11 protein-coding genes are annotated in these 24,504 nt (G+C 56.4%); 8 read left to right on the forward strand and 3 right to left on the reverse strand.

Annotation, left to right across the window (positions count from 1 at the left end; genetic code table 11):
• Positions 1-63: 63 nt before the first annotated feature.
• Entirely contained in the window at positions 64-1,107 is a 1,044-nt protein-coding gene (locus tag SH139x_RS22425; protein WP_488351998.1) for a 3-deoxy-7-phosphoheptulonate synthase, read from the forward strand.
• A gap of 49 nt (positions 1,108-1,156) precedes the next feature.
• On the opposite strand, the gene SH139x_RS22430 is transcribed toward SH139x_RS22425, so the two are convergent.
• Positions 1,157-2,710, reverse strand: a complete 1,554-nt coding sequence (locus SH139x_RS22430) for a hypothetical protein (protein WP_488351999.1) — start codon at positions 2,708-2,710, stop codon at positions 1,157-1,159.
• Between the two features lie 40 nt (positions 2,711-2,750).
• On the opposite strand from SH139x_RS22430, the gene SH139x_RS22435 reads away from it, so the two are divergent.
• The 4 genes from SH139x_RS22435 to SH139x_RS22450 all read left to right on the forward strand — a co-directional run bounded on the left by SH139x_RS22435 (position 2,751) and on the right by SH139x_RS22450 (position 9,197).
• Positions 2,751-4,097: a nickel-dependent lactate racemase family protein gene (locus SH139x_RS22435; RefSeq protein WP_488352000.1), complete on the forward strand. Its 1,347-nt coding sequence runs from the start codon at positions 2,751-2,753 to the stop codon at positions 4,095-4,097.
• 100 nt (positions 4,098-4,197) lie between these two features.
• Positions 4,198-5,187 (forward strand): CAF17-like 4Fe-4S cluster assembly/insertion protein YgfZ, encoded by a 990-nt coding sequence (gene ygfZ, locus SH139x_RS22440; protein ID WP_488352001.1) that lies wholly within the window; start codon positions 4,198-4,200, stop codon positions 5,185-5,187.
• Positions 5,188-5,296: 109 nt separating this feature from the next.
• Positions 5,297-6,577: a nucleoside permease gene (locus SH139x_RS22445; protein WP_488352002.1), complete on the forward strand. Its 1,281-nt coding sequence runs from the start codon at positions 5,297-5,299 to the stop codon at positions 6,575-6,577.
• 40 nt (positions 6,578-6,617) lie between these two features.
• Positions 6,618-9,197 carry a discoidin domain-containing protein gene (locus SH139x_RS22450; RefSeq protein WP_488352003.1) on the forward strand — a complete coding sequence of 860 codons (2,580 nt, stop codon included), beginning with the start codon at positions 6,618-6,620 and terminating at the stop codon, positions 9,195-9,197.
• Positions 9,198-9,201: 4 nt separating this feature from the next.
• Here the strand turns inward: SH139x_RS22450 and SH139x_RS22455 are convergent, their stop codons facing one another.
• Positions 9,202-10,242 (reverse strand): S49 family peptidase, encoded by a 1,041-nt coding sequence (locus SH139x_RS22455; RefSeq protein WP_488352004.1) that lies wholly within the window; start codon positions 10,240-10,242, stop codon positions 9,202-9,204.
• 195 nt (positions 10,243-10,437) lie between these two features.
• On the opposite strand from SH139x_RS22455, the gene SH139x_RS22460 reads away from it, so the two are divergent.
• The 3 genes from SH139x_RS22460 to SH139x_RS22470 all read left to right on the forward strand — a co-directional run bounded on the left by SH139x_RS22460 (position 10,438) and on the right by SH139x_RS22470 (position 13,382).
• Positions 10,438-11,433, forward strand: a complete 996-nt coding sequence (locus tag SH139x_RS22460) for a hypothetical protein (protein ID WP_488352005.1) — start codon at positions 10,438-10,440, stop codon at positions 11,431-11,433.
• 139 nt (positions 11,434-11,572) lie between these two features.
• Positions 11,573-12,700 (forward strand): ABC transporter permease, encoded by a 1,128-nt coding sequence (locus SH139x_RS22465; RefSeq protein WP_488352006.1) that lies wholly within the window; start codon positions 11,573-11,575, stop codon positions 12,698-12,700.
• Positions 12,693-13,382, forward strand: coding sequence for an ABC transporter ATP-binding protein (locus SH139x_RS22470; RefSeq protein ID WP_488352007.1), 690 nt, complete (start codon positions 12,693-12,695; stop codon positions 13,380-13,382). Before SH139x_RS22465 ends, SH139x_RS22470 begins: the two co-directional genes overlap by 8 nt.
• Here the strand turns inward: SH139x_RS22470 and SH139x_RS22475 are convergent.
• Positions 13,371-24,068, reverse strand: a complete 10,698-nt coding sequence (locus SH139x_RS22475) for an amino acid adenylation domain-containing protein (RefSeq protein ID WP_488352008.1) — start codon at positions 24,066-24,068, stop codon at positions 13,371-13,373. The two genes, SH139x_RS22470 and SH139x_RS22475, sit on opposite strands and share 12 nt — an antisense overlap.
• Positions 24,069-24,504 lie beyond the last annotated feature (436 nt).

Here is a 24,504-nt window from a genome sequence, read left to right on the forward strand (position 1 = left end):
AACCGCCGGGCCGTTGGCTCACGTGTAAGAGTACCGTTTCACTGAGAGTACGAGAAGGAATTAATGCGCACCGACGATTTGCGGATAGCCAAAACGCATCCGTTGCTCAGCCCAGCGGTCCTGGCCGAGGAATTTCCGCTCTGCGACCGCGCGGCCGATTGCGTTGCCACCCAGCGTACCAGCATTGAACGCATTCTGTCGGGGGAGGATCGGCGACTGCTGGTCGTCGTAGGTCCCTGTTCGATTCATGACGTGGACGCCGCTCGGGAGTACGCGGCGCGGCTGCGTCCGCTGGTCGCTGAATTTGCCGATCGCCTGTTGGTGGTGATGCGAGTCTATTTCGAGAAACCCCGCACCATTCTCGGCTGGAAAGGACTCATCAACGACCCCGACTTGGATAATTCTTACCGGATTAACCGCGGTCTGCGGCTGGCTCGCCAGTTGATGTGCGACATTGCCGAGCTTGAACTGGGGGCGGCGACCGAATTTCTGGACACCACGCTGGGCCAATTCTATGCCGACCTGGTCTGCTGGGCTGCGATCGGCGCGCGAACGGTGGAAAGTCAAATTCACAGAGAGCTGGCTTCCGGGTTGTCGATGCCGGTGGGCTTTAAAAACCGCACTGATGGGAACGTCCAAGTAGCGGTCGAGGCAATTATTTCAGCGCAAAACCGTCACCTCTTTCCCTCGTTGACGGCCCACGGGGCACCGGCAATTTTCGAAACTACGGGCAATCCCTGGGGCCACCTGGTGCTCCGCGGTGGTAAACAATCGGGACCCAATTTTGCGGCGCCGCAAATCGAGGCGGCCGCCAGCCAACTGGCAGCCGCCGACATTAAAACGGGCATCATGGTCGATTGCAGCCACGGCAACAGCGAAAAAAATCCAGCTCGACAACTCGAAGTGGCAGACTGCATCGCCGAGCAACTGCGAGCCGGCTCGCGAGCGATTCGCGCCGTGATGGTCGAGAGCCATCTAGTCGCCGGAGCGCAACCGATCGCCGCAGCCAGTTCCCTGGTTTATGGTCAAAGCATCACCGACGCCTGCTTGGGGTTTGATGATACGCGCCGCTTGCTCGACAGCTTGGCCGCAGCAGTCGGCAAATAACGCAACCGAAAGGCCCAGAGGCAACGTCTTTTCACCATAGCAACGTTCGTTACCGCGGCAACGTTTCGGGGGGACTACTGCGAGCTTCTTCCAACAGTTTGCGATAAGTGGCTTGATCCGACAAAGCTTGCTGCCGCATCGCTTCGCCGACGCGTTGGCCCGCTTTAAGGTCGGTCAACAGGGCTGGCAAACCGGTCGCCAGCTCGGGCCCCACCCGCGGCTGGAACCACTCCAGTTGGCCCCCTTTTCCCAGCACCACCAACGTCGGGGCCTCGGCAATTTTAAAAACGTCGCGCCCCACGGCGGCCAGATCGTCGATGCCTGGTAGCCCGACTCCCCAGCTGCGGAGCAACGTCTGCGTGGCGGTTGGATCACTAGCATCGGGTTCCGCCATCACAATCACAAATCGAACAGCGGACGTGGAACTGGTTGCTTCGCTATCGGCAATGCTTTGCAACACCCTTGCCGCCTGCTGCGAGGCGGGGTGATTGGCGATCCACAACAGCACGGTGTAATCACGATCGGAACCGCGCTGGTTGACACGAACCGCCGAGCCACGGTTGGCAGCCGGTCTGCGGGATCGCAGCTCAAACTCGGAGAGCCGGCTGCCCAAGAAGGGTGAAATCATCGGGGGTGGCGGTGGCACCAACGCCTTCACGGCAAACTGATTGGGGCGGCGTGGTAAGTTCCAGTCGACCTCGGCGGCGATCGCAAACTGAGCCTCGCGCAATTCAATCGTTAATCGAACCTGACTCACGCTGGGGTCGCCACTCAGACCAGCACTCTCGCCGGGCAGTTCAACCCGCCGCAGCAGCAGCTTCTCCTGATCGACCCAAAAACGATAACGTAGCGCCTCGGCCGTCACGACCAAACAGCGGCAGGGACGCGCGTCGATCTCGGCCGGTTCGCCAAAACTCAACTGGGTTTGCTCCGAAAATAGGCCTGAAAGCGGTGCATCGGACAGCAGCAACTCCAGCTGAGGCGATGGGCCGCCCAAGCCGGCGGTGGAAAAGTGGGTCAGCAAGGGATCCGCGTAGATGTCGGCTAAACCAAAATTTTGCCGATCAAAGGCCACGTCGACCATCTGTCCATCCAAGTTGTTGCTTAATGGATCATTGACGACCGCTCGTAACCTACCCCGCTCAATCGCCAGCTCGGCACCGTAAGCATGCATCCGCAAAGCCCGATTCCGCTGCAAGGCGACGGCCAGCGGCGCGTCATCCACGTGCTCGCGCCCCGCTCGGGTGTAACTCAGCCGCACGATCCCCCGGTCCGAATAGTTTTCAGCCGACCGATATGTGGTGATCATTGCATCAAGAACTTGTCGTGGCGTATCATCCGTGCCGCTCACAAAACGTGTTGACGAGCCACCCTCACCGGCGCCACCCTCACCGGCGGCACCATCGCTGATCGGTGCTGGCAGGTCGTTGGCGAAATTGACGGTTGCTGGTGAAGCATCCGGACCATCGTTTGGTTTGCCAGCACTGTCCCCGCCGCAACCCATGGCTGACGTGAACAAAATGACACAAACGGCCATAACTCGGGTTGATCGCATCGATTTGTAGCGGTCTAACAAGGGAAAGTGGACGAGCGTTGGTTTCATAACGTCCCTTTGTGGCAGACGACAAGAGAACTTACCAGGAATGCACTCACCAGAAATGCAAGGAACGATGCGGTTGACACACCCCCTGATTCAGATCGGCTTAGGCCGCTCCGAGGCGATCGACTTGCCCGCGTTTGCGGAAACAGAAATCTGGGAATTCCGGCCCAACCGGGGACCGGCGATTGTCGACGTTCGCAAAGCGGTAACTGAATGCGTCGAATCCCCCTGTGACTTTCCCGCAATTTCCCAGGCCGTTGTCGAGGGCGACCGCGTCGTGTTGGCCGTCGATGGCAATATCCCCGCCGTCGCCGAGGTGGTGGCTGGGGTGGTCGACGCGTTGCCCCTGCAGACTCTAGCACATCTATCGGTGTTGCTCTCGCAAGAAACGTCACCGCAGACCCTGGTTGAGGTCGTCGACGCGGTCGCTGACCGCGGTGAAGTGCTTGTTCACGACCCCCAGAATCGTGAACAACATGGTTACTTGGCTGCCAATGCGGCAGCCGACCCGATTTACCTCAATCGCCAATTGATCGAAGCCGACTTGGCGATTCCGATTATCACGGCACGCCCGGCTGGATCATTGGACCCCAACGTAATGGACGGCGGCGTGATGCCCGCCTTCGCCGATGCGGATACGCAAAACCGCTTGCGTCAGGAAACCATCGCCGCCGGCGGCGCCGACGATCGGGAAGCTGCCGAAGCCGCTTGGCTACTCGGCGTGCAAATGCTGGTCGCCGTGATGCCGACGGCCCGCGCCGAAGTGGCTCAAGTGTTTGCCGGCACGCCCGCCGGTGTCCGCCGCCAAACAGACTTGGCCAATGCCGCCAATCATCGAGCAGATGTTGCTCATCGAGCAGATGTTTCAGAGCAAGGCCGCGAGGATTCGGTCGAGCAAGAGCCTGCCGCCGCAGCACTTGCCCACGACGCGCCCGCTTGCTCGCGAAAGGCCGAGTTGGTGTTTGCCTGTTTGGATGGCGACCGCCAACAACAGTCTTGGCAAAACGTCGCGCGAGCTCTGCATGTCGCTCGGCACTTGATCAATCCCGGCGGTACGATTGTGGTCACCTCGCACCTGGCCGCCCCGATCGGTCGTTCCTTGCGTCGGCTGGCCAGCACCGAGGATTGGGAGAAGACGCAAAAACGATTGGCTCGCGACGCCGGGCCCGACACCCTCGCGGCGACGTTGATTTCCCAGTTGCGTCAAGAAGGCCGCGTGCTGTTGATGAGCGACTTGGCTGCCGAACAAATCGAATCGCTCGGTATCGGTGCGATCGAAACCCCCGAACAAATTAATCGGCTGATCCGCGGACATGTCACTTGCGCGGTAATTCGCAGTGCTCAATTTTGCGGAACCGCCCAATTTTGCCAACCAGCATCCACCGACTGATACACTACAGAAAGCCGCATCGACAGCAACCTTGCCCGCTGTTCCTCACGTCTGCGTACGTTTTCTCGCTGCCTAACCTTTTTACCCTGAGTCGCAATCGATGGTCTCTCCACCCGAACAGGATTTTCAAGTCGGCCAATCGCTCAGCGAACGCTTTGAGTCGGGCGAATTGTTTGTGCCGTTTGGGGAATTAAGTTGGATCGATTTCCTGGGAACCGACCGGGGAGCCGTGCTGGGCAACCTGACCACCAATCACGTTCGCCAACTGCAACCGGGCCAGGGGCTGGAGACCTTTATCACGGAAGCTCGCGGCAAAGCGTTCGGTCACGGCACGGTCTACGCTCTTCCAGATCGTTTGCGGCTGGTCACGGTGCCGCACCAATTCGATCGCCTCTCCGCTCACATTGACCGCTACGTGATTCGCGAAGACTTGCAAATCGTCGACGCTTCGCAAACGCTCCATGCGGTGTTTTGGCCGGGAGTTGCCGGATCGCAATGGGCCCAGCGTTGGCAACTGCACCCCGCGGCGGCTCCCCTATTGGCACAGCAATCGATTCAAATTGGCGAGGTCACCGCGGAGGCATATCAGGTACCCTGGACCCGCTCGGGCGATTGGCTGTTCGCCGTCCCCAAAGAGCACGCCGATGCGCTCGATGCCGCCTTGATTGCCGAAGATGTGCTGCCGGGCTCAGCAGCGATTGTCCATTGCGGACGCATTCGTCATCGCTTCCCCTGGTTTGGGATGGATTGCACCGAAGCCAATCTGCCGCAAGAGATGGATCGTGATGAGTTGGCGATTGACTTTAAGAAAGGCTGTTATTTGGGGCAGGAGACCATCGCCCGACTGGACGCCATGGGGCAGGTGCAAAAGAAACTGACGCTTTGGAAATTCGACTCGGCCCAAGTCCCCACCCCGGGAATGGAATTGCGTGCGGGAGACAAAGTGGTCGCCACGGTGACTTCTGGCACCTTCTGTTTCGACCACGGCGCGCCGCTGGCCCTCTGCACCGCCCGCCGCAGCCACTTCGCTCCCGGTGCCACCGCCGACAGCCCGATCGGCCCGGCCACCGTGATAAACACTGAGGATTAGCAGGAAACCTAGGCTTCTCGCATCTTGCCGGCGGTTGATTTACAATCGAAGCCCGTTGTTTCAGCGCGCAAGCCACTTACCTCCCTCAGAAACTGACTTTACCCGCCCCATGATCACGCCCACAACGTTCCGGCTCGGATTGATGATGTTTCTCCAGTTCTTCATCTGGGGAGCTTGGTATGTCACCATCGGCAATTTCTTAGAAGCACGCGAGATGGGAGATTGGATCGGCTGGGCATACACCATCGCTCCCATCGCGGCGGTCGTTTCACCTTTCTTTCTCGGCATGATCGCTGACCGATATTTTGCCAGCGAACGCGTGCTGGGGGTGATGCACCTGCTCGGCGGTGCAGTCATGTTGGCTGTCCCCTCGGTTGTCGACATGGGGCCCGACGTTGTGATTGGTTTGTTGTTTGTGCATACGCTTTGTTACATGCCCACGCTGGGGCTAACCAACACCTTAACGTTTCATAATATTGTCAACCAAGAACGTGAGTTCCCCTTCATCCGCGTATTCGGCACCGTGGGCTGGATTGTGGCGGGGATTTTTGTCAGCAAGTACCTCAAGGCAGACACTGACATTTCGCAATTCTACGTCACCGGGGGCGCGGCAATCCTGTTGGGCTTGTACAGCTTTACGCTTCCACATACGCCTCCGCCGGCTGCCGGCAAAGAGGCTTCCGTGCGAGAGATTCTCGGCCTCGATGCCCTTGCGCTGATGAAACAACCCTCCTTCGCCGTGTTCATCGTGGCTTCCTTCCTAATCTGCATTCCTCTGGCAGCCTACTATGCGTTCGCCCCGATTTACACCGGTAAAGTCGGCTTCGACGAGCCCGCTTACGTGATGAGTTACGGGCAAATGTCAGAGATCTTTTTCATGCTGGCAATGCCGCTGTTCTTCGCATTTTTGGGTGTCAAGTGGATGCTGGTTGTCGGCATGGCCGCTTGGGTTTTGCGTTACGGTCTATTCGCTGCCGCCGATGGCTCCGATGTCCAGTGGATGGTATTCAGCGGCATCTTGCTGCACGGCATTTGTTACGACTTTTTCTTTGTCACTGGTTTCATCTATACCGACAAAAAGTGCGACAAGCAGATTCGCGGTCAAGCGCAAGGGCTATTGGTGTTGATTACCCAAGGATTGGGGCTGGGGATTGGTGCCCAAATTGTGGCCAAGATCAAAGAGTCTTACACCACCACCGTCGGCGAAGAAACCATCGTCGATTGGTATTCGATTTGGATGATCGCCAGCGTGGCCGCCGGTGCTGTTATGTTCCTCTTTTTGATCCTCTTCCACGATCGCGTCGCGGTCAGTGATGAGGATAAACCGGCAATCTCTGACGCAGATGTCGCCGAAGGCTGGTCGAGTTCGGTGAGAACTGGCGAAGTCTAAACTGTTTTTTTCTACTTGGCTTTACTTCAAAGCAAATTGCATGCGATTGCCCCACTTCGTCGCCCCGGCACTGTTTTGCTGGGTCGTGACGTTCGGCCTAACCGCCAACCTCGTGGCCCAACTGTCCGGCACACCAGCAGCGCTGGACAAAAAGCAGTTGCTCGACAAACAACAGTTGCTCGAGGCGCAAACTTTCTGGGACAATCGCGATTGGGACTGGTATCAGGAAAACATCCCTTTCCTTGATAGTCCAGACGACGCGATCAATTCGACATACTATTACCGCTGGGAAGTCGTTACCAAACATTTGACCTATGGCTCGCCGCAAAGCGGATACAGCTATACGGAGTTTATTGATCGACCTTTTTGGTCGGGAACTTATGGTGCGATCAGCTGTCCCGCCGGCCACCAACTGTATGAGGTTCGCTGGCTGCGCAACAAGGCATACGCGCAAGACTACGCCCGCTATTGGTTCCAAACTCCGGGTGCCCAGCCTCGCAACTACAGCACGTGGTTGGCCGATTCCGTTTGGGCGGTGCAAATGGCTCACGGCGACCGCCCTTTTGCACTCGAATTGTTGCCCGCTTTAGCTGAAAATTACAAAGCCTGGAAAGCGAGCCATTACGTGCCCGAAGTCGGCATGTTCTGGCAGACCGGCCATGATGATGGCATGGAATTCAACATCAACAGTCGCCAGACGCAAGACATTCTTCGCGGTGCCCCCAGCTACCGCCCCTCGTTCAATGCTTACATGTACGGGGACGCGGTCGCATTGGCGAAACTTTATGAACTAGCCGGCGAACCACAACGTGCGGCCGAATACCGCCAACAAGCGGATGATCTAAAGCTGTTGGTTGAAAATAAATTATGGGATCCCCAGCGTCGCTTTTTCTTTCCAATGTTTAAGCAAGACGAGCAGCGTGATGGCTTTGTCAACGAGGCGCTCACGCTGACTTATCAGACGGGCAAATACGCCAGCAGCCCACACGGACGCGAGTTGATCGGCTACGTCCCCTGGCAATTTAACCTGCCTGCTGACCGAGATGACTTTGCCAGCGCTTGGCGGTTTTTGCTCGATCGTGATTACTTCTGGGCCGACTATGGGCCATCCTTTGTCGAACGCCGCGACCCGCAGTTCTTAATCACTGACTATTGCTGCTGGTGGAGCGGCCAGTCATGGCCATACGCCACCACACAGACTCTGGTGGCGATGGCAAATTTGCTGAATAACTACTCACAAAATGCGATTGATAGCGAAGACTACTTCCAAGTCCTCAAGACCTACTCGCTGACACATCGCAAAGATGGTCGCCCCTACATTGCCGAAGCGGCCAACCCCGACACTGGTTCTTGGCAAGGGTATGACAATTACAATCACAGTGAACACTATTTACACTCTGGCTATTGCGATTTAATCGTCACCGGGTTAGCCGGATTGAGACCTCGCGATGATGAGATGCTGGAAGTCAATCCGCTGCTCCCCGCCGCTTGGGATTATTTTGCTTTAGTCGACATTCCCTATCGCGATCGTTTGGTCTCGATCATCTGGGATCGCGCCGGGGATCGTTATGGAATGGGAGCCGGTATGCATTTAGTGGTTGATGGGAAAACAATCGCAGCGGCGGCAGAAGTGTCGCGATTGGAAGTTCCGTTACCTGAAAAATTGGCCGCTTCGGTAACACCTCCCCGCTACAACTTTGCCGTCAACAACGAGGGTAGTTTTTACCCACAAATGAAAGCTTCACACACCGGCCGCGGCACTTCGCCGATGACCCTGCAAGATGGCAATTACTGGTATCACATTACACCGCCAAACCGCTGGACCAACGACGGCTCGGACCGCGCGCAAGAGTGGTTGGAAATTGACTTCGGAACGCCGCGATATCTAGATGAAGCGGTGTTGTATCCGCTCGATGACGGCCAACAGATCGTGCCTCCCGCCGCGATTTCCCTTGAATATTGGCAGGACGACAACTGGCAACCAGTGTCTGAACGAAAACGTCGCCCGCAACAGATCACCGGCAGACGGGCTAACCATATTTATTTTGAAATGGTCAAGACAACGCGTCTTCGCGCACTGCTCACACCCGCCGAGCAAGCGGCAACCGGGTTGACCGAATTCGCCGCCTGGGGCCCGCAACGCGACACCGACTTGACACCACCGTCGCCCCCCTCGAGCCTCGCCACCAATGTCACGGGAGATGGCTTTCCCCGCGCGACCGCTTCGCATACGTCACCCTACGACCGCGTGGAGTTTGCCAATGATGGCAAGATCAACTATCGCCCAACTCCCAACAACCGCTGGACCGCTTATCAATCTCCCGACTCCAGCGATTGGCTGGAGATCGATTTTGGTAAAGCGGAACAAGTCCAACGCATCGAATTACATTTGTATGACGACCGCGGCGGCGTACAAGCACCAACGGCTTACACCCTCGAGTACTGGGACCAGTCTGTTTGGAAGCCTGTCGCCAATTTGCAAACCAACCCGGTCCAGCCTCAGGGAGGCGCGATGAACACAGCCACTTTCACTCCCGTCACCACAAAGAAAATCCGCGTGGTTTTTCAGCATCGTGGTCCAGCGCGGAGCGGGCTGACGGAAATCAACGTCTGGCCCTAGGCTGTTAATGTGCATACGTTGGGTTGGGCTGCCACAGGTACATAAATGTCGGCAGTTTTGCTCGGCTAATCCCGGGGATATCCAGCGGCAGCAGCTCACCTTCCGAAGGCCGATTAGGAGTAATGGCGTACGGTGTTTCGCCACGATCGCGGCAGCGATGCAACAACACCGGTCGAGCCACACCGCAGCCCGCTTGAGTCGCCGCAATCTCAATCGCTTCGTCGAGGTAGCCCACAGTATCGATCAATCCCAAATTCTCCGCTTGTGGGGCCGTGAGGATCCGCCCATCCAGGTATGGCTCATCTCCCTTGAGCGCTAGGCCTCGGCCAACCTCGATTCGCTGATGAAAACGCGTTTGAAAGTCGTCGGCAATTTGCTGCAAAATGTCTCGCGACTCGCCTGGCATCCGCCGCAGCGGCGAACCAATATCGACTTGCGAACCACTCTTCACCTGCACGCCGATAATACTGAGATTGCTGAGGAAATCCTCCATCTCGTAGGCGTTAAAAATAACACCGATTCCCCCCGTCACCGTCGTTGGATGGGCCACGATCAGATCGGCACCGGTGGCCAGATAATAGGCGCCGCCAGCTCCCACGTCCATTAAACAAGCGACCACCGGAAGTCCCGTTTCTTGCTTGAACTGCTGTAGGTCGCGCCACATGATGTCGCAGGCGGTCACGCCTCCGCCGGGAGAATTAATCCGCACCACCACCGCCCGAATGTCGCGGTGCCGCCGCACGTAATCGAGCTTGGCGCGAAAATCGGCGACCGGGTTGGTGCCCAACGACATGAGGCCAATGAGGTTGTCGTTGACCATCAAGCCATCCACGTCAACGATGCCAATTTTGGTTGCGCAATTGCGAACCGCCCCCACTGGCATCTCAATGATCGGACTGGAGTCGACGGCCGGCGTGGTCGCTTGAATTAACTCGGTTCTAACGGTGATCGGATCGGGGATTTTGCATCCGCCGCTGGCAAGGCCAATGCACACAGCCCCGCTGGTGACCAACGTCAACCAACTATTTTTTTTGCTTCTGAGCACTTCCGTGTCCCCAGTGGCCGTCGAGTAAATTGCTGCGGCCTACAATTATCCAACGCCGCTATTTATTCAGTTTCGTGTTTCGCGAACCTCCAGGACATGGAATTATCGCGACAGACCCTAGACCTGTCGGCGGCGGGCGGAACAATAAGGCTATCCGCTATGATTGGTTCAAACCTTCGCTAAGTGAGTTTGATTATGTTGCTGTTTCTTCCCCACGGACAATCAAATCGCTGGCCCAACTTGGTCGCAACGTTGTTGACCGCGTGGCTGCTCTGCTTGGGTGTCGTGCTGGCGCCGCCGGTCAAAGCCGCACAACCGGACCAACCATCAGTTTCCCCAACCGCCGGGAGCGAAGACTCACACCGCCAACAGAACCCCATCTATTCGCAATTGCTCGCCGGCGTCGCCGGACAAATCTTCACCGAGGCGATTGCCCTTCCCAACCCTCAAATGCCCGATGGGTTGACCGCCGACGAGCAAGAATCTGTCTTGAAAAAAGTAGCAGAGCCACGCTACCCATTACAAAGATTCACCGCACCGCGAGTCGAAGCCCCGCATGTTTTGGAGATCGAACATCAACCCTTGGACGACAGCAAGAAGCCGCTGGAACGAAATCAGTTGAACCTCTACTTTGTCGCCCAAGGCACGTTGCAGGACGTGGCTGACCCTGAATTCCTCAAGCAGGTATTTGCCATCGAAGAGGCGGACCAAGCCGCCGAAAAGTTATCAGCCGAAGCACTCAGCCAAGCCGACATTGATCCCGCTCAGTTGAATGACGAACGTGAATTCTACAACCGCCTCGACGCTATGATTTTTGATCGCATTCACTTGACTGGCGTCGGCCACTCGTTTTGGAGTAAAACTGCTGAATCGATTCTTTTCGCGGTGCATGTCGATCGCCGTTTCAATCAAGATCCCAGCTTGGCTGCCAGTTGGGAACGGTTCGAGCGTCAAGAAGATGGTAGCATGAAGCCGGCCGAGGAAGGCGAATATCCGGGTGCGGGAGCCTATCTTAAGATCACTCAACTGAAAGGGCGACCGGGACAATTATTCATCGAAGCGCACGGTGTCCTGCTGGAGCCTTATTCTTGGTTCCGAGGGCGAAGTTTGTTAGTATCCAAACTTCCTCCACTGATTCGCAACCAGGTGAAAGACATTCGCCGACGATCTCAACGAGCCAGCCAGCCATAGGCGGCCCCAAAACTTAGAGTCCATCCGAAAACCATTAGCCGCTTTGGCGCTAGCCGCGGTTCTTTTAAGTTTTTGGTTAAGCACTTAAACTGTAGCCTCACATTTATATCTCTTGCGGACTTCATGGAAGTAACCTGCTATGTGGATGATCACGTTCATCTTTGCGAACTTGCGAGGCCGCCCAGCCCGCTCGGCTCTGACGATTTCTGGTGTCGCCGTGGCGGTGGCTGCGGTTGTTTCCCTCGTTGGTATCGTACGCGGATTTGAGACTTCCCTGTTGGACCTCTACGAACAACGTGGTATCGATCTACTGGTTCATCAGGCGGGCCGCGTGCAGATGACATCCAGTGTGCTACCTGAAGCTTTGCAGACGAAAATTACCGAGGTCCCCGGCGTGGCCGAAGTCTATCCGTCGTTGGTCGACATGCTATCTTTACTGGAAGACGACATGATGGGGATACCGGTTCAAGGCTGGCCTCCGGGGAGTTTGCCGCTGGCGGAACTGAAGATCATCGAGGGACGCGGTATGCTGCCCGACGATCAGCGCCCCGTCATGTTGGGCGCTCGCCTGGCCACGGCCGCCAACAAACATCCCGGCGATACCATTGAAATGCTGGCTGGCGAGGAATTTACCGTGGTTGGTATTTTCGAGTCTTACAATGTGTTTGACAGCGGTTCGATGGTCACTCGTCTGGAAGATTTGCAACGGCTGCTGCTGCGAGAGAACGAGGTCACGTTGTTCGCCATCGTGGTGCAAGATAGCAACGCCGACAGCATCCGGCAGACCGTTCAAACAATTGGTGATTTACAACAAGGTGTGGAAGCCAGCCCGGTGCGTGAATTGGCTGAAAAGTCATCCGAAATCAAAATCGCGAGATCATTTGCTTGGCTTACATCTTCGATCGCCCTGGTAATCGGCTCGATCGGTATGCTGAATACTCTGATGATGTCGGTCTTCGAACGCACTCGCGAGATCGCCATGCTCCGGGCGCTCGGCTGGAAACGTCGCCGCATCATTACTCTGATCCTCGGCGAAGCAACTTTGCTATGCACTGGCGGAGCGATCATCGGAATTCTCTTCGCATGGCTGATCGTGCGTTTCTTGAGCCAACTACCCGCTGCCGGCCGGATGGTGGCGGGGGACATTTCGCCCGGCGTCATGTTGCAAGGTTTTGTGTTGGCTCTATTGCTGGGGCTGCTGGGCGGTTTATATCCCGCCTGGTCCGCCGCCAAACTACCGCCGGTCGAAGGATTACGCCATGACTGAGGCTGTGCCACTCATAGAAGCCAAGCATGTTTCTCGCGCATTCAGCGATGGGAACGTGCTGGCCGTCGACGATGTATCCCTCGCCATTGGTGAGGGTGAGTTTGTCTCTTTGGTGGGCAAGAGCGGCAGCGGCAAGTCGACACTGCTGAACCTGCTCGGCGGTTTAGATCAACCCACCTCGGGTGTCATCTTGTGTCGCGGTACTCCACTGGATCAGTGGGGAGATTTGGCCAATTTCCGCTCGCGGGAACTAGGCTTTGTTTTTCAATCATTCCACCTGGTCTCAGTACTAACGGCCGAGCAGAATGTCCAACTCCCGCTGTTCGAGAGCAACCTATCTGCCGCCGGCCGCACGGCTCGAGCCAAGGATTTACTCGAACTCGTGGGCATGTCACATCGGAGCAATCACAAAGCGAGCAAGCTGTCTGGCGGGGAGAGGCAGCGGATCGCCATCGCCCGCGCGCTGGCTTGCGATCCAAGCTTAATCTTGGCGGATGAACCAACCGGCAACCTCGATACGAACACGGCGGGCGAGATCGTGCGATTATTCCAAACGCTCCATCAAGAAGGCAAAACGATCTTAATGGTGACGCATGACCCCAGCCTGGCTGCCGTCGCGGAGCGCACCTTGACGATGCGCGATGGCAAAATGATCGCTTCGGAGTCAATCTTACGGTCGTAAACGATGCCGCAGCAATGTGGCAATCTCATGTGCCGACGAGCCCCGCAACATCCCGGCGTGATCTCCGCTGATCTCGAACACGTCAACCGAATCCACATACTGCCGCCAACCGAGCGCCGGGTCGTCGAACAATTCACCCGTGCGAGTTTGATCGCTCGGTCGCACCAAGGTCAGCCGTCCAGTATAAGGCAGCGTCTGATAGCTGTGAACGGCTTTGATGTTAGCTTGAAAGACGGAGAAGATTTGCATTCCCAACAACTCCGCATCAACCGGTACAATACCAGCCTGTGATGCTTGACGAATAAAGTATTCCAATTGCTCCTCGGTCGACAAATCTCTTAATTGCTCGAGCGACAGATGCTCGTCGCCGGGGAAAAGTGCCGCGATCAAGGGCAAGAAATCCTGGTCATTAAATCCTTCTTCGCTATTTAACAACCCGGAATCGAGCATCGTTAGGGAACTGACTTCAATCTCGATTTGACTCAACTGGCGAGCAACCTCATAAGCAATATTCCCTCCGATCGACCAGCCCAACAAGTGGCAAGGCCCCTCGCCGGTGATCTGACGAATCGCTTCCACATAGTATTCCGCCATTTCGCTCAAGTCTTGATGCGGCAACGCACGACCATCCACACCTTGAGCCTGCAGTCCGAAGACTGGCCGCTCTTCAGCCAGGTAGCCTGCCAACTCGCGATAGCAGAACACGGTACCCCCAGCTGGGTGAATGCAAAACAACGGTACCCCAGCGGTTTGTTGGTTTAACGGAATAAGCGCCGAAGCGGGACCCGATTTTCCTGGATCACGAATCAACTCGGCCAGATGTTCAATGGTTGGTTTGCGGAACAAAGCGGCCAGGGGCAAATGGACGCCTCGCCGTTTTTCCACTTCAGCAACCATCCGCACGGCCAACATGCTGTGTCCGCCCAGCTCAAAGAAATCATCATCAATGCCAACCGGGTCGATTTCTAACAACTCTTCCCAAATAGCCACCAACAATGATTCATGTTCGTCTCTCGGAGCGCGACATTTGCCTGCCCAGTCGGGTCGTGACGCGGGTGGCGGTGGCAACGCCGCTTTATCTAGTTTCCCCTGAATCGTCTGCGGCAACGCGTCCAGCTGCACAAAGGCGGTAGGAACCATATATTCTGGTAGGATCGCCCGCAGTTGGTCACGCAAATGATTAATCAAATGCAAGGTTTGACGACGAGCCAACGGCTGATTCGCCCAGCCTGCCAAGGAATCTTTGGCGGACTCCGAAGCGGCTGAACTCCAGCGGAAACCAGCGGCACTCGCCAGCTTGCCAGCGGCTTGGTAGTCGTCGGTAACGGAGACGATCCGCTCCACTTCCGAAACTATATGATGAAGCTCCGTATTCGCTTGCGCGGTCTGCAAACAGTTCCAAATCAAGACTTCTCGTCGCAACGATCCATCTCGCTCCATCTCCATCGAGGCGGGATAAACTTTCGCCTCCGCGTCGTGGGTCGGAGCCTGATCAAAACATAACGTCGCATCGTAACGGTAACGATTTAACTCATTTGCGGAGCTTCCCAATTTCGCCGAAATCTTGGCGCCGGCAAAGCGAGGCAAGTGCTGCTCCAGCGCGGCAAAGAGGCGGGGATCTAATAACAGTTCTTCATCATGCTCGATCCGACTGGTCACCTGCCTGAGGAATCGCGACGCGCTAATCGTCTCGTTATCACCGCGGGTCAATTCCACTTCCGTGGCGAAAGCACCTTGCAGCCGCAAGTCACGGACATCTCCCAGGAAGATACGTCCGCCGGGAGCGAGCAACGGGGTGAGGCCGCGCAGCACTTCCAGCAGATAGTCGAGGCTGGGGAAGTACTGGACGACGGAATTCAGCACGATCGTGTCATACGCCGCGGCGGGGAAATCGGCCAACTGATCCGCGCGGCGAACGTGCAACGCGACCTTGCCGGTCAAGTCGCCGCGTTGGTCAAGGGTTTGCGTCAGCTGGGCAATCGCAGCCGGCATGATATCTACCCCCGTGTAGTGCTCGAAATCGCTGCCTAACCGCAACAAAATCAAGCCCGTCCCACAACCCACTTCGAGTATTTTTTTCGGCTGTAATTCCAGAATCCGCTGGGCCGATTGCTCTGCCCATTCGCGCATCAGGGGTTGGGATATTTGCTTACCCGAAATCACGCTCTGCCATCCGGAAAAATCGTTTTCCGGCTCCAGCACCAACCCGCTCTGCTGATGCGATTGATCAAATAGTGCCAGCCAGTTGGCAATGTGCTCATCTTGCAGGCTGTCAGGATTTTCCTCCGCTGCGTCGCCTGGAGTGTCGCTCGCAGATGGTTGCTTTAGCAGACCCGCTTGTTCGCTAGGGACAAAATAAGCCACCAAACGTTTGCTCGCCCCATCGCCGTCGTCACTCCCCCATGCGACCACCGCCGAGGACTGAATCTCGAGCAAGGCGTCGAGAGCTGCGGCGATTTCACCCGGTTCGACGCGAAAACCTCGCAATTTGACTTGCTCGTCCGAACGGCCGATGATCTCAATGAATCCGCCGCGATTCCAACGCCCCAGGTCACCCGTCTTATACATCCGAGGCGGGTCCGCTGGATCATGCACCGTTGCAAAAGGATCTGGCAGAAACCTTTCCTTCGTAAGCGTCTCATTTGCCCAATAACCTTGGCCAACGCAAACGCCGCCAATGTAGACTTCACCGGGAACACCATCGGGTACGAACCGCAGTTGATCATCAAGGATATACATCCTCATGTTTCGCATCGGAGTACCCACGGGCGGGATGCGATCAATCTCCCCAGGAATCTGATGAATCGCGGCACCAATGGTGCATTCAGTCGGCCCATAGCCGTTAAACATCTGACGTCCGGCAAGCCAAGGTTTCGCCAACTCACCGACTAAAGCAGCCCCCGCGGAAAGCAGTTTTCTGAGCGTCGGCAGTTCGGCTGGCTTCAACGCGGAGAGCGTTGGTGGAGTAAAGACACTGAAGGTAATTTGATGCTGATTAAAAAAGTCAGTCATGCGTCGTGGGTCACGAGCCTCGTCGACATCGAGAACCGCCATGGCTGCTCCGCAAGCAAACGTGGTCAATGTTTCCGACAAAGCACCGTCAAAGCTGGGTGATAAATGACAGGCGATTCGATCGTGCTCGTTTAACCCTACGTTTTCACAAAATGCGTTCATGAAATTGCTGATGGAACGATGCTCAATCACCACCCCCTTCGGTTTGCCGGTCGACCCGCTGGTGAAAATCAAGTAAGCGGGATCGCGCGGATGCACGCTGACCGGTTGCCAAGCACCGTCGTTGGCCGCCACCAAATCGGCGATCGTTTCACAGCGCACTCCGGGAAGACGTTGGGCCACTGAATCCAGCAGCTGCGGATCACAGATCACTAATGCCGCATCGACATCGCGGCTGATGGCAACCACTCGATCGACCGGAAAATTGGTATCCATCGGCACGAACGGAGTGCCGCACAGCGAGCAAGCCAGCGTTGCGGCGATTTGATCGGCCGAACGTTGCATGTACAACACGGTCGGTTTGGCCCGCATCGCACCACGCAGCTGTAACCCCCGAGCGAGCTCCTTCACGCGTCGCGCAAACTCCGCGTAAGTCCACTGCCGTCCTTGATAGATCACTGCGGGACGATCTCGATATTTCTGCACACTCTCGGCGAATAACGCATGTACCAGTGGAGGCTCAGGCAGTGCTTCATGGCGACCGATCGAACGCTGCAGAATCGTTTGCTCAGTGGCTTGAGAGAGTAGCTGCAACGACTCAATGGAACGCTCTGGATTGGCGATTGCCTGGCTTAGCAACAATTCAAAACTGTCTCGCATGTTGGCAACCGATTGGCCGCGAAACAGACTCGTGCGATATTCGAAATAACCTTCATAGCGGTCATGCTGTTCCCACAAAAACATGCTCAAGTCATACTTGGCTGTGCCGTTGTCGATCAACATCGGTGCGATCGTGAGATCATCAGCCGTGGCAAACTCGCGGGGCGTATTTTGCAAGATAAAAGCGGTTTGAAATAGCGGCGAATGGCTGCGGTCCCGCGCGGCGGCAAATCTCTCAACCAGCTTCTCAAAGGGCACGTCGGCGTGAGAAAATGCGTCGATGGTTGCTTCGCGAACCTCTGCTAATAACTCCAGGAATGTCGGTTGACCAACAATCTTGGTCCGCAGCACGATGGTGCCGACAAAGAAACCGATCAAACGCTCTAACTCACGCTCAGGCCGATTGGCAATCGCCGTACCAATGTTCAAGTCGGCTTGCTGAGAATAACGTGACAGTAAAATCGCGTACGTGGTCAGCAACACCATAAAGGGCGTGCTGCCAGTCTGCTGGGCCAACGCGTTGACCCGTTTGCTCAATTGCGGATCGAGCGTGAAGGGCAAAGTCGCGCCCGAAAAATCTTGCACCGAGGGGCGATCGAAATCAGTCGGCAGGTCAAGCGTTTCCGCACACCCCTCCAGGGCCTGCTGCCAATATTCAAACGATTCGGCTAACGCCTCCTCGGTCAACAGTGAACGTTGCCGATCGGCAAATTCGCTGTAAGTGACTTCCAATGGCAAAATGTTTGATTGGCTGTTTTCCACCCCGGCCCGATAAAATTCAGCCAACTCTCCCAGCATGACCGCCATCGACCAGCCATCTGAAATGATGTGATGCATGACTAACAAGACCACATGCTGGTCCTGTCGCAGACGATACACATGCACCCGCAGCAAAGGGCCCTCCTCCAGCACGAAGGGGCGCCGCGAGGCGTCCTCCATCCGCTCGGCCAACGGACTCGAATTATCTGCCGCCGCAAGTTCATTCCCCGCGATCAACTCGCTGAGGTCAAGAAATTCGGGCTCAACCCGGAGATGCTCTACGATCGAGCGCTGGGGTTGCCCGTTGACCAATCGATAGGTCGCTCGCAAGGTTTCGTGACGAGCAACGCATTGATTCAGCGCCTCGGCAAACACTCGCATATCGAGTGGCCCATCGATCCTCGCGGCCAAAGGCAAATTATAAAACGGATGATTCGGTTCGAGTTGATCGACAAACCAAAGCCTTTGCTCGGCAAAGGAAAGCTGTCCAGTAACCCTCTCTCCCCGCGCTCGCGAGTCATCCGCAAAGTCACCGTTGCCGACACCGTCACTCGGCGGCACATCATTACTCGACGGCACATCGTTGCTCGGCAGCAAACCGTTACTCTGCGGCACACCGTTGCTCGGCGGCACGGGCGGAGTTTGGCGAACGAACTCCGCCAACTGGGCGATCGTGGGCAGACGATAAATCTCTCTTAGAGGAATTTGTGTCTGGCAATCCGTTCGCAAGCGAGCGAATACTTGGGCTGCAGCGAGTGAGTGCCCGCCGAGTTGGAAAAAATTAGCGTGCACGCCAACCTCGGCGAGGCCCAACACTTCCCGCCACGCCTTGGCGATCATCTCTTCAACTGCGTCACGTGGCGCCACGAAGGGTTCAGTGACTAACGCATCGCTAGCCGAACTAAGCACGCAGCGATCTGTCGGTAGCGCGCGGTAATCAATTTTGCCGGCTGGCGTTTGAGGTAATTGGCCCAAGGGAATCAAAGTGCTGGGCACCAACGGGGCTGGCAAACGTTGCCGCAGCGCCAACTGCAGACGCTCGGGTGGCATTTCAACGCCCGGTTGTACCGCGTAGTAAGCAATGATCTGCGCAATTTCGTTACCGCTCGCGAGCGTTGTTACCGCGCTTTGACGCACTCCGTCGATCTGATTAATCGCCGCTTCAATTTCACCTAACTCGATCCGATGACCGCGCAGTTTGATCTGGCGATCTCTGCGCCCGACGAATTCCAAACAACCATCGGGCCAAAACCGCACCATATCACCGGTGCGATACAAACCGGTTATCTCTGATGGCGCACCTGACCAAGCGATCTCCCTGATCTGGAAAGCTTCGCGGGTTAATGCTTCACGATTCCAATAACCACGCGCCAACCCCTCTCCACCAATCCAGAGTTCGCCGGCAACACCGATCGGCACGCGGCGGCCGCTGGGATCAAGTACCACGACAAAAGTATCGTCGATCGGCCGGCCGATTGATATCCGCTCCAAAGTTCCCCGCGTTTGCCGACAGACGAGCGACCACACGGTCGTCTCGGTAGGACCATACACGTTCCATAAAATGGCGTCACGTTTCAACCACTGTTGGGCAATGTCGCGTTGCAGGGGTTCGCCTCCACACCAGATCCGCTGTCCCGCCTCGGGTGTCCAACCGAGTGCGGCCAGCATGCGCAGCGATGAGGGCGTCCCCTGGATAACGTCACTGGGATGCTGTTGGATAAAATCGAAGACCGCGACCGCGTCATCCGACAGACTATCTGGAGCAAGCACCACCGTGCCACCCTGAGACAACGGCAAAAACAATTCTAATACCGAAATATCAAATGCGATGGTTGTGGAAGCTAGCATCCGGTCACCAGCTTTAAATCCTGGTTCCGTCGCAAACGAACGCAATAAATTACTAACCGCGCGGTGTTCGATGGCAACTCCCTTTGGCTTGCCAGTCGAGCCCGACGTATAAATCAAATAAGCCAACTCGGCCGGCATCATTTGACAACGGTCTGCTAAGAACATCGAACCAGCGTCGGAGTCAGGTTCGAGTCTAGAAATTGACTCCAACAAATCCTCCAGCAGAATCCGTGAACCTGGCGAAAAATCAATCCCACACAAAGATTTGTTCGTAGCATCCGCGGTCGCGATGCCACACCGCTCCGTGACCAAGCAAACAGGCTGGGCGTCCGCCAAAATCTCTTCAATCCGCTGTTGGGGATGCCCGAGGTCGAGCGGCAAGTATGAGCCACCCGTTTTCCAAATCGCTATCAACAACTGCAAAAGATTACGACCTCGTCTGATCGCCACGGCAACGACGCTGCCGGGACCGACCCCCAAATCCGCCAACTGTTGAGCCAGCAAAGCGGAGCAGCGATCAAGCTCGGCATAGGTGCTGTTGCCGCTGGCATCTTCAATTGCCACTTGGCCCGGCTTTTCGGCAACTTGCCGCGCAAAGGCCGCCAGAAACGAGGGAGCAGGCTCGGGCACGTGACGCCCTCGAGTCCAATCCGTCAACGCCTGCCGCTGTTCTGAGGAAAACTCTGGCACGAATCGATGCTCCAGCGCCGGTGCTGGAAGTGCTGTCGTGAAAGCTTTCTGAATTCCTGACGCTGGTGGCGTTCGCACCAGCGCAATTGTCAACTCGATCAGGCTATCAAGCATCTGCAAGGCGATCGCTGAATCGATGCGGTCGATGGCATGGACGACGCCAATTTCTAACTGATCATAATGCGACTCGATAACCAGAGCGGTCTCGTACGCGCCCAGGCTGGAATAGTCGGTCTGAAATTCGGCTAACCTGGCGTCACCGATTTGTAAGGTTTGTCCCAAGCTTGGTTGATGCAAAACCAGGTGCTGAACCAACGGCAAACGGTCGGTATGACGTTCGACATCCATCATATCGATCAGGGTATCGAGCGGAACAATGGCGTGACGCAAATCGCTAAGCCAAGCCTCGTGGGTGCGAAGAATGCCCCGGCGAATTGTCTCAATTGCGAAACTCTCGGCAGTGCCCAGAAAGTCCAGGCGGAATGGAATCGTGTTAATAAAGCAGCCGACCACTGACTCATCATGAGAGTGCCTACGGTTGGCAATCGGCACACCAACGACGAAATCCGAGTTGCCACGATAGCCTCGCAAGACGCGGTGCCAAAGTGTCAGCCAAACCGTGAATGGGGTTACGCCGAGCTGCGTGGCAAAGGCTTGCAGCTGTGGGGTAAATTCGGCGGGCAAACGACGACGAACGATGGCAGATTCAAGTTGTGGAATGACAACTGGGGCACTCTCCTGTGGCTCAGCACCAGCGATGCCCGCGTCAGTCTGCGGTGGCTTAAGGTCGAGCCGCGAATCTTGTGGCACGCCACTCAGACGTTGGCCCCAGTAACCTAAAGCCTCAGCCCAATCAGTGTCGGCGCGAGCCTCCTCGGCGGAATGTCTGACAACCGCCGCAGCCCAATTCTGAAGGGCTAATTGCGTTTCTGGGCCCTGAACGAGCGACGAATTAGAAACCATCCGCCTGTACGAATCGGCTAAATCTCGTGTCAGCAGCCAGAGCGACCAACCATCGCAAACGAGGTGATGAGCGACCAACACCAGTTGAGTCAACTCCGCGGCTCTGTTGACGATCAGCACCCTCAGTAACGGAGGCAGGCCACTGTGAAACTGAGACTGCATCATGCTGCGGCGTCGTTTTAACAGTTCCTTGTCAGCAGCCGCAGCCGTCATTTGGCTGAGGTCAACGACTTCCACTGGAACATCCACACGCTCTTGAAGCTGCTGCCGCGCTGCTCCGCTGGTGTCCCATTGAAAACTGGCTCGCAGGCCAGGGTGCCGCTCGGTCAGAGATCGGCAAGCGTCCGCTAGCACTTGATGGTCAATCGGCCCTTGAATTTCCAGCGTGATTCCCACTCGCAGGAAAGCACTCGAAAGTTCGAGTTGGTCGAGCAACCAAAAGCCTGCTTGCGCGGCAGTCAGGGGGAACTGCTGACGCTCCTCAATCACGACGGCCGTGGTCGTGTTTGCGGCTTGCGCGTGTTGCTCTCGCCGCTGGACTTCGGCTGCCAATTCTCTCAATGTCGGGTGCTGAAAGAGCACCATGAAATCGAGTTGCACGCCGAGGGTCTCATTGATGCGGGCGAGCAATTGGGCGGCCGCCAACGAATGCCCCCCGGCGGCCAAAAAGTGTTGATCGAGCTGAGTCGCCTCAGTTCCCAACACGGCCCGCCAAATCTGCGCCACCCGCCTCTTGGCATCCGACCAATCCGCTGGCAACACAAACTCGGCTTCCGCCAACCCGGCAGTTTGTTGGACTCCCGATGCGAAGCCTTCATCTTGCTCGCTGGCGGTCCAACGATGGAGCAACTTAAGCTCATCAGTTGCGTATTGCCGCCGACACTCCAGTCGCCTTAATTTGCCGCTCGACGTCTTCGGTAGACTCGCCGCGTTGGCCAAACAAATCTCGGCGGGAACTAAACCGAATTGATCCATCACCACTTGGAGAATTTGATCGGCTAGCTGTGACAAATCAAATCGCCTGGGCCGGATTACCTCGTGCACAATCACCAACTGTTCGCCCGCGTCGGCATCGACCGAAAATGCGACGCCACCATCGACCTTGAAAGCTTCGTGCGAAGCCTGTATCGCCGCTTCGATGTCATGGGGAAAAAAGTTACGTCCCGCAATAATGATCTGCTCTTTCAAGCGACCGGAAACAAACAACTCCCCCTGCCATAGAAAGCCCAGATCGCCAGTCCGCAGGAAGCCTGGCTCCGCAGGCGAATCGGCCAGCGGAACGTTAAACGTCCCACTTGATAACTCGGGATGTCGCCAATAATCGCGAGCAACGGCTGGACTTTGCGCCCAAATTTCACCCACCATCCCGTCCGACAATTCCAAACGCGTTTCCGGGTCGACAATCTTGACCCGACAACCGCGGACAGGCTGCCCGGAACTAACCAAAGCAATCGAGGCGGGATCGTCGCCCGCTGTGGTGCTCGGTATCGCCCGGCCGGGCGTCTGACTAAGACGACTACGATCAAAATCCTTGATCACAGGTAACGTACCTAGCGGCTTGTTTGTGATGGCCAGAGTCGCTTCGGCCATCCCATAGCCTGGTGTGAACGCGCGACTTTGAAAACCCACTTCCCCAAACCGCTCGCTGAACCGACGCAGCGTCCCCGCGCGAACCGGTTCGGCCCCGACGGCGGCGACTCGCAACGTGGAAAGATCAATCCCCTCACAATCCGCCAAACTAATTTTCCGCAAACACCACTCGTAGCCAAAATTGGGGCTGGCGGTTGTCGTTCCACGAAACCGACTGATTGCGCGAAACCAGCGGATCGGTTCCTGTAGGAAGGCAACAGGACTCATCAACACGCTGTGGCGACCACCGAAAATCGGGATCAACATACCGCCAATCAAACCGAGATCATGATAGGGCGGCAGCCAGAACACACACACCGCATCAGGAACATCGAAGGCGTAAAAGCCTTGCTCCGCATTAGCGAGAATGTTCGCGTGCGTTAGCGCGACGCCCCGGGGAGTTCCAGTTGAACCCGACGTGTATTGCAACAACGCCAAGTCGTCCGACTTGACTGGCAAGGGATCAAAACTGCTTGCCCAATAGTTGTCGACTTCGTCCGTGGCGATGGGCGTTTCACGAGCCAATTCCCAAAGCGGTCCACGAGATTCCCCCAGCACCTCACGACTGCTCAGCATGATGCTGGCGTCCGCCTCCGAAGTGATCGCCTGCAACCGCGGGAGGGTTTGCCGCAAGCGAAACAGATCTGGCGGATAGACGGGAACCGCCACCATACCGGCGTACATACAGGCAAACAGCGATGTCACATAGTCCAACCCGGGGTGTTGCAAAATCAAAACCCGATCGCCCGCCGAACCATGCTCGCTGAGCACCGCAGCGATCGCCCGAATGCGCTGGTCAAGACCGCCAAACGTCAAACTTGTTTCCTGCCGGCCATCATCTGCCAAATGCGTGAAGGCATCGTGATCGGTCAACTGCTCTGCCTGCCAACGACAGACCTCGACAAGCGTCCTCAGACCTTGGGGCGGGCGGTTTTGAGAACTAGTGCGATGAGCGCTCTTAAACATGTCCATCCAGCAAACGATCCTAAGTGGGGCAAACCCGAAGCACTCGCGACAACAACTTTCCTTAATGCGATCAAGCCGTCGCGAACTCATGGTCCCTGTGTTCAGTATCACACTCAGGTTGAAACGTCGCTTGGCGACAAATCTTCCCAGATTTCTTCATCGATCGGCAATCTCATCTCAACAGTCCCATGTTATCCAAAGTGTACAGTTTGTGATGCCGAGAGGGGTAGTGACCCCACCTCTGGATAATCACTGGCTAGCATCGACGCCGGTTAACAGGCGCCCACCTGACCCTCTAGTTTTTACGGAAAAAGCCTATCTTCCAGTCACGCGGACATGCTAGAACGAAAGGGAAAATCCTATTTCCGTAGCGCAGCGACAACGCCAAACTGACCATTTCCCCCCGGAGGTGACCATGCCGAAAAAAATCCTACGA

This window comes from Kothea flammea (assembly GCF_052161645.1).
In the GTDB taxonomy this organism is placed as follows: domain Bacteria; phylum Planctomycetota; class Planctomycetia; order Pirellulales; family Pirellulaceae; genus Laterigemmans.

Bases quoted from the DNA above. Each gene is read 5' to 3' on its own strand.
- SH139x_RS22425 (WP_488351998.1), top strand. From the start codon at position 64: ATGCGCACCGACGATTTGCGGATAGCCAAAACGCATCCGTTGCTCAGC.
- SH139x_RS22445 (WP_488352002.1), top strand. From the start codon at position 5,297: ATGATCACGCCCACAACGTTCCGGCTCGGATTGATGATGTTTCTCCAG.
- SH139x_RS22430 (WP_488351999.1), bottom strand. From the start codon at position 2,710: ATGAAACCAACGCTCGTCCACTTTCCCTTGTTAGACCGCTACAAATCG.
- ygfZ (WP_488352001.1), top strand. From the start codon at position 4,198: ATGGTCTCTCCACCCGAACAGGATTTTCAAGTCGGCCAATCGCTCAGC.
- SH139x_RS22475 (WP_488352008.1), bottom strand. From the start codon at position 24,068: ATGTTTAAGAGCGCTCATCGCACTAGTTCTCAAAACCGCCCGCCCCAA.
- SH139x_RS22435 (WP_488352000.1), top strand. From the start codon at position 2,751: ATGCACTCACCAGAAATGCAAGGAACGATGCGGTTGACACACCCCCTG.
- SH139x_RS22470 (WP_488352007.1), top strand. From the start codon at position 12,693: ATGACTGAGGCTGTGCCACTCATAGAAGCCAAGCATGTTTCTCGCGCA.
- SH139x_RS22465 (WP_488352006.1), top strand. From the start codon at position 11,573: ATGTGGATGATCACGTTCATCTTTGCGAACTTGCGAGGCCGCCCAGCC.
- SH139x_RS22460 (WP_488352005.1), top strand. From the start codon at position 10,438: ATGTTGCTGTTTCTTCCCCACGGACAATCAAATCGCTGGCCCAACTTG.
- SH139x_RS22450 (WP_488352003.1), top strand. From the start codon at position 6,618: ATGCGATTGCCCCACTTCGTCGCCCCGGCACTGTTTTGCTGGGTCGTG.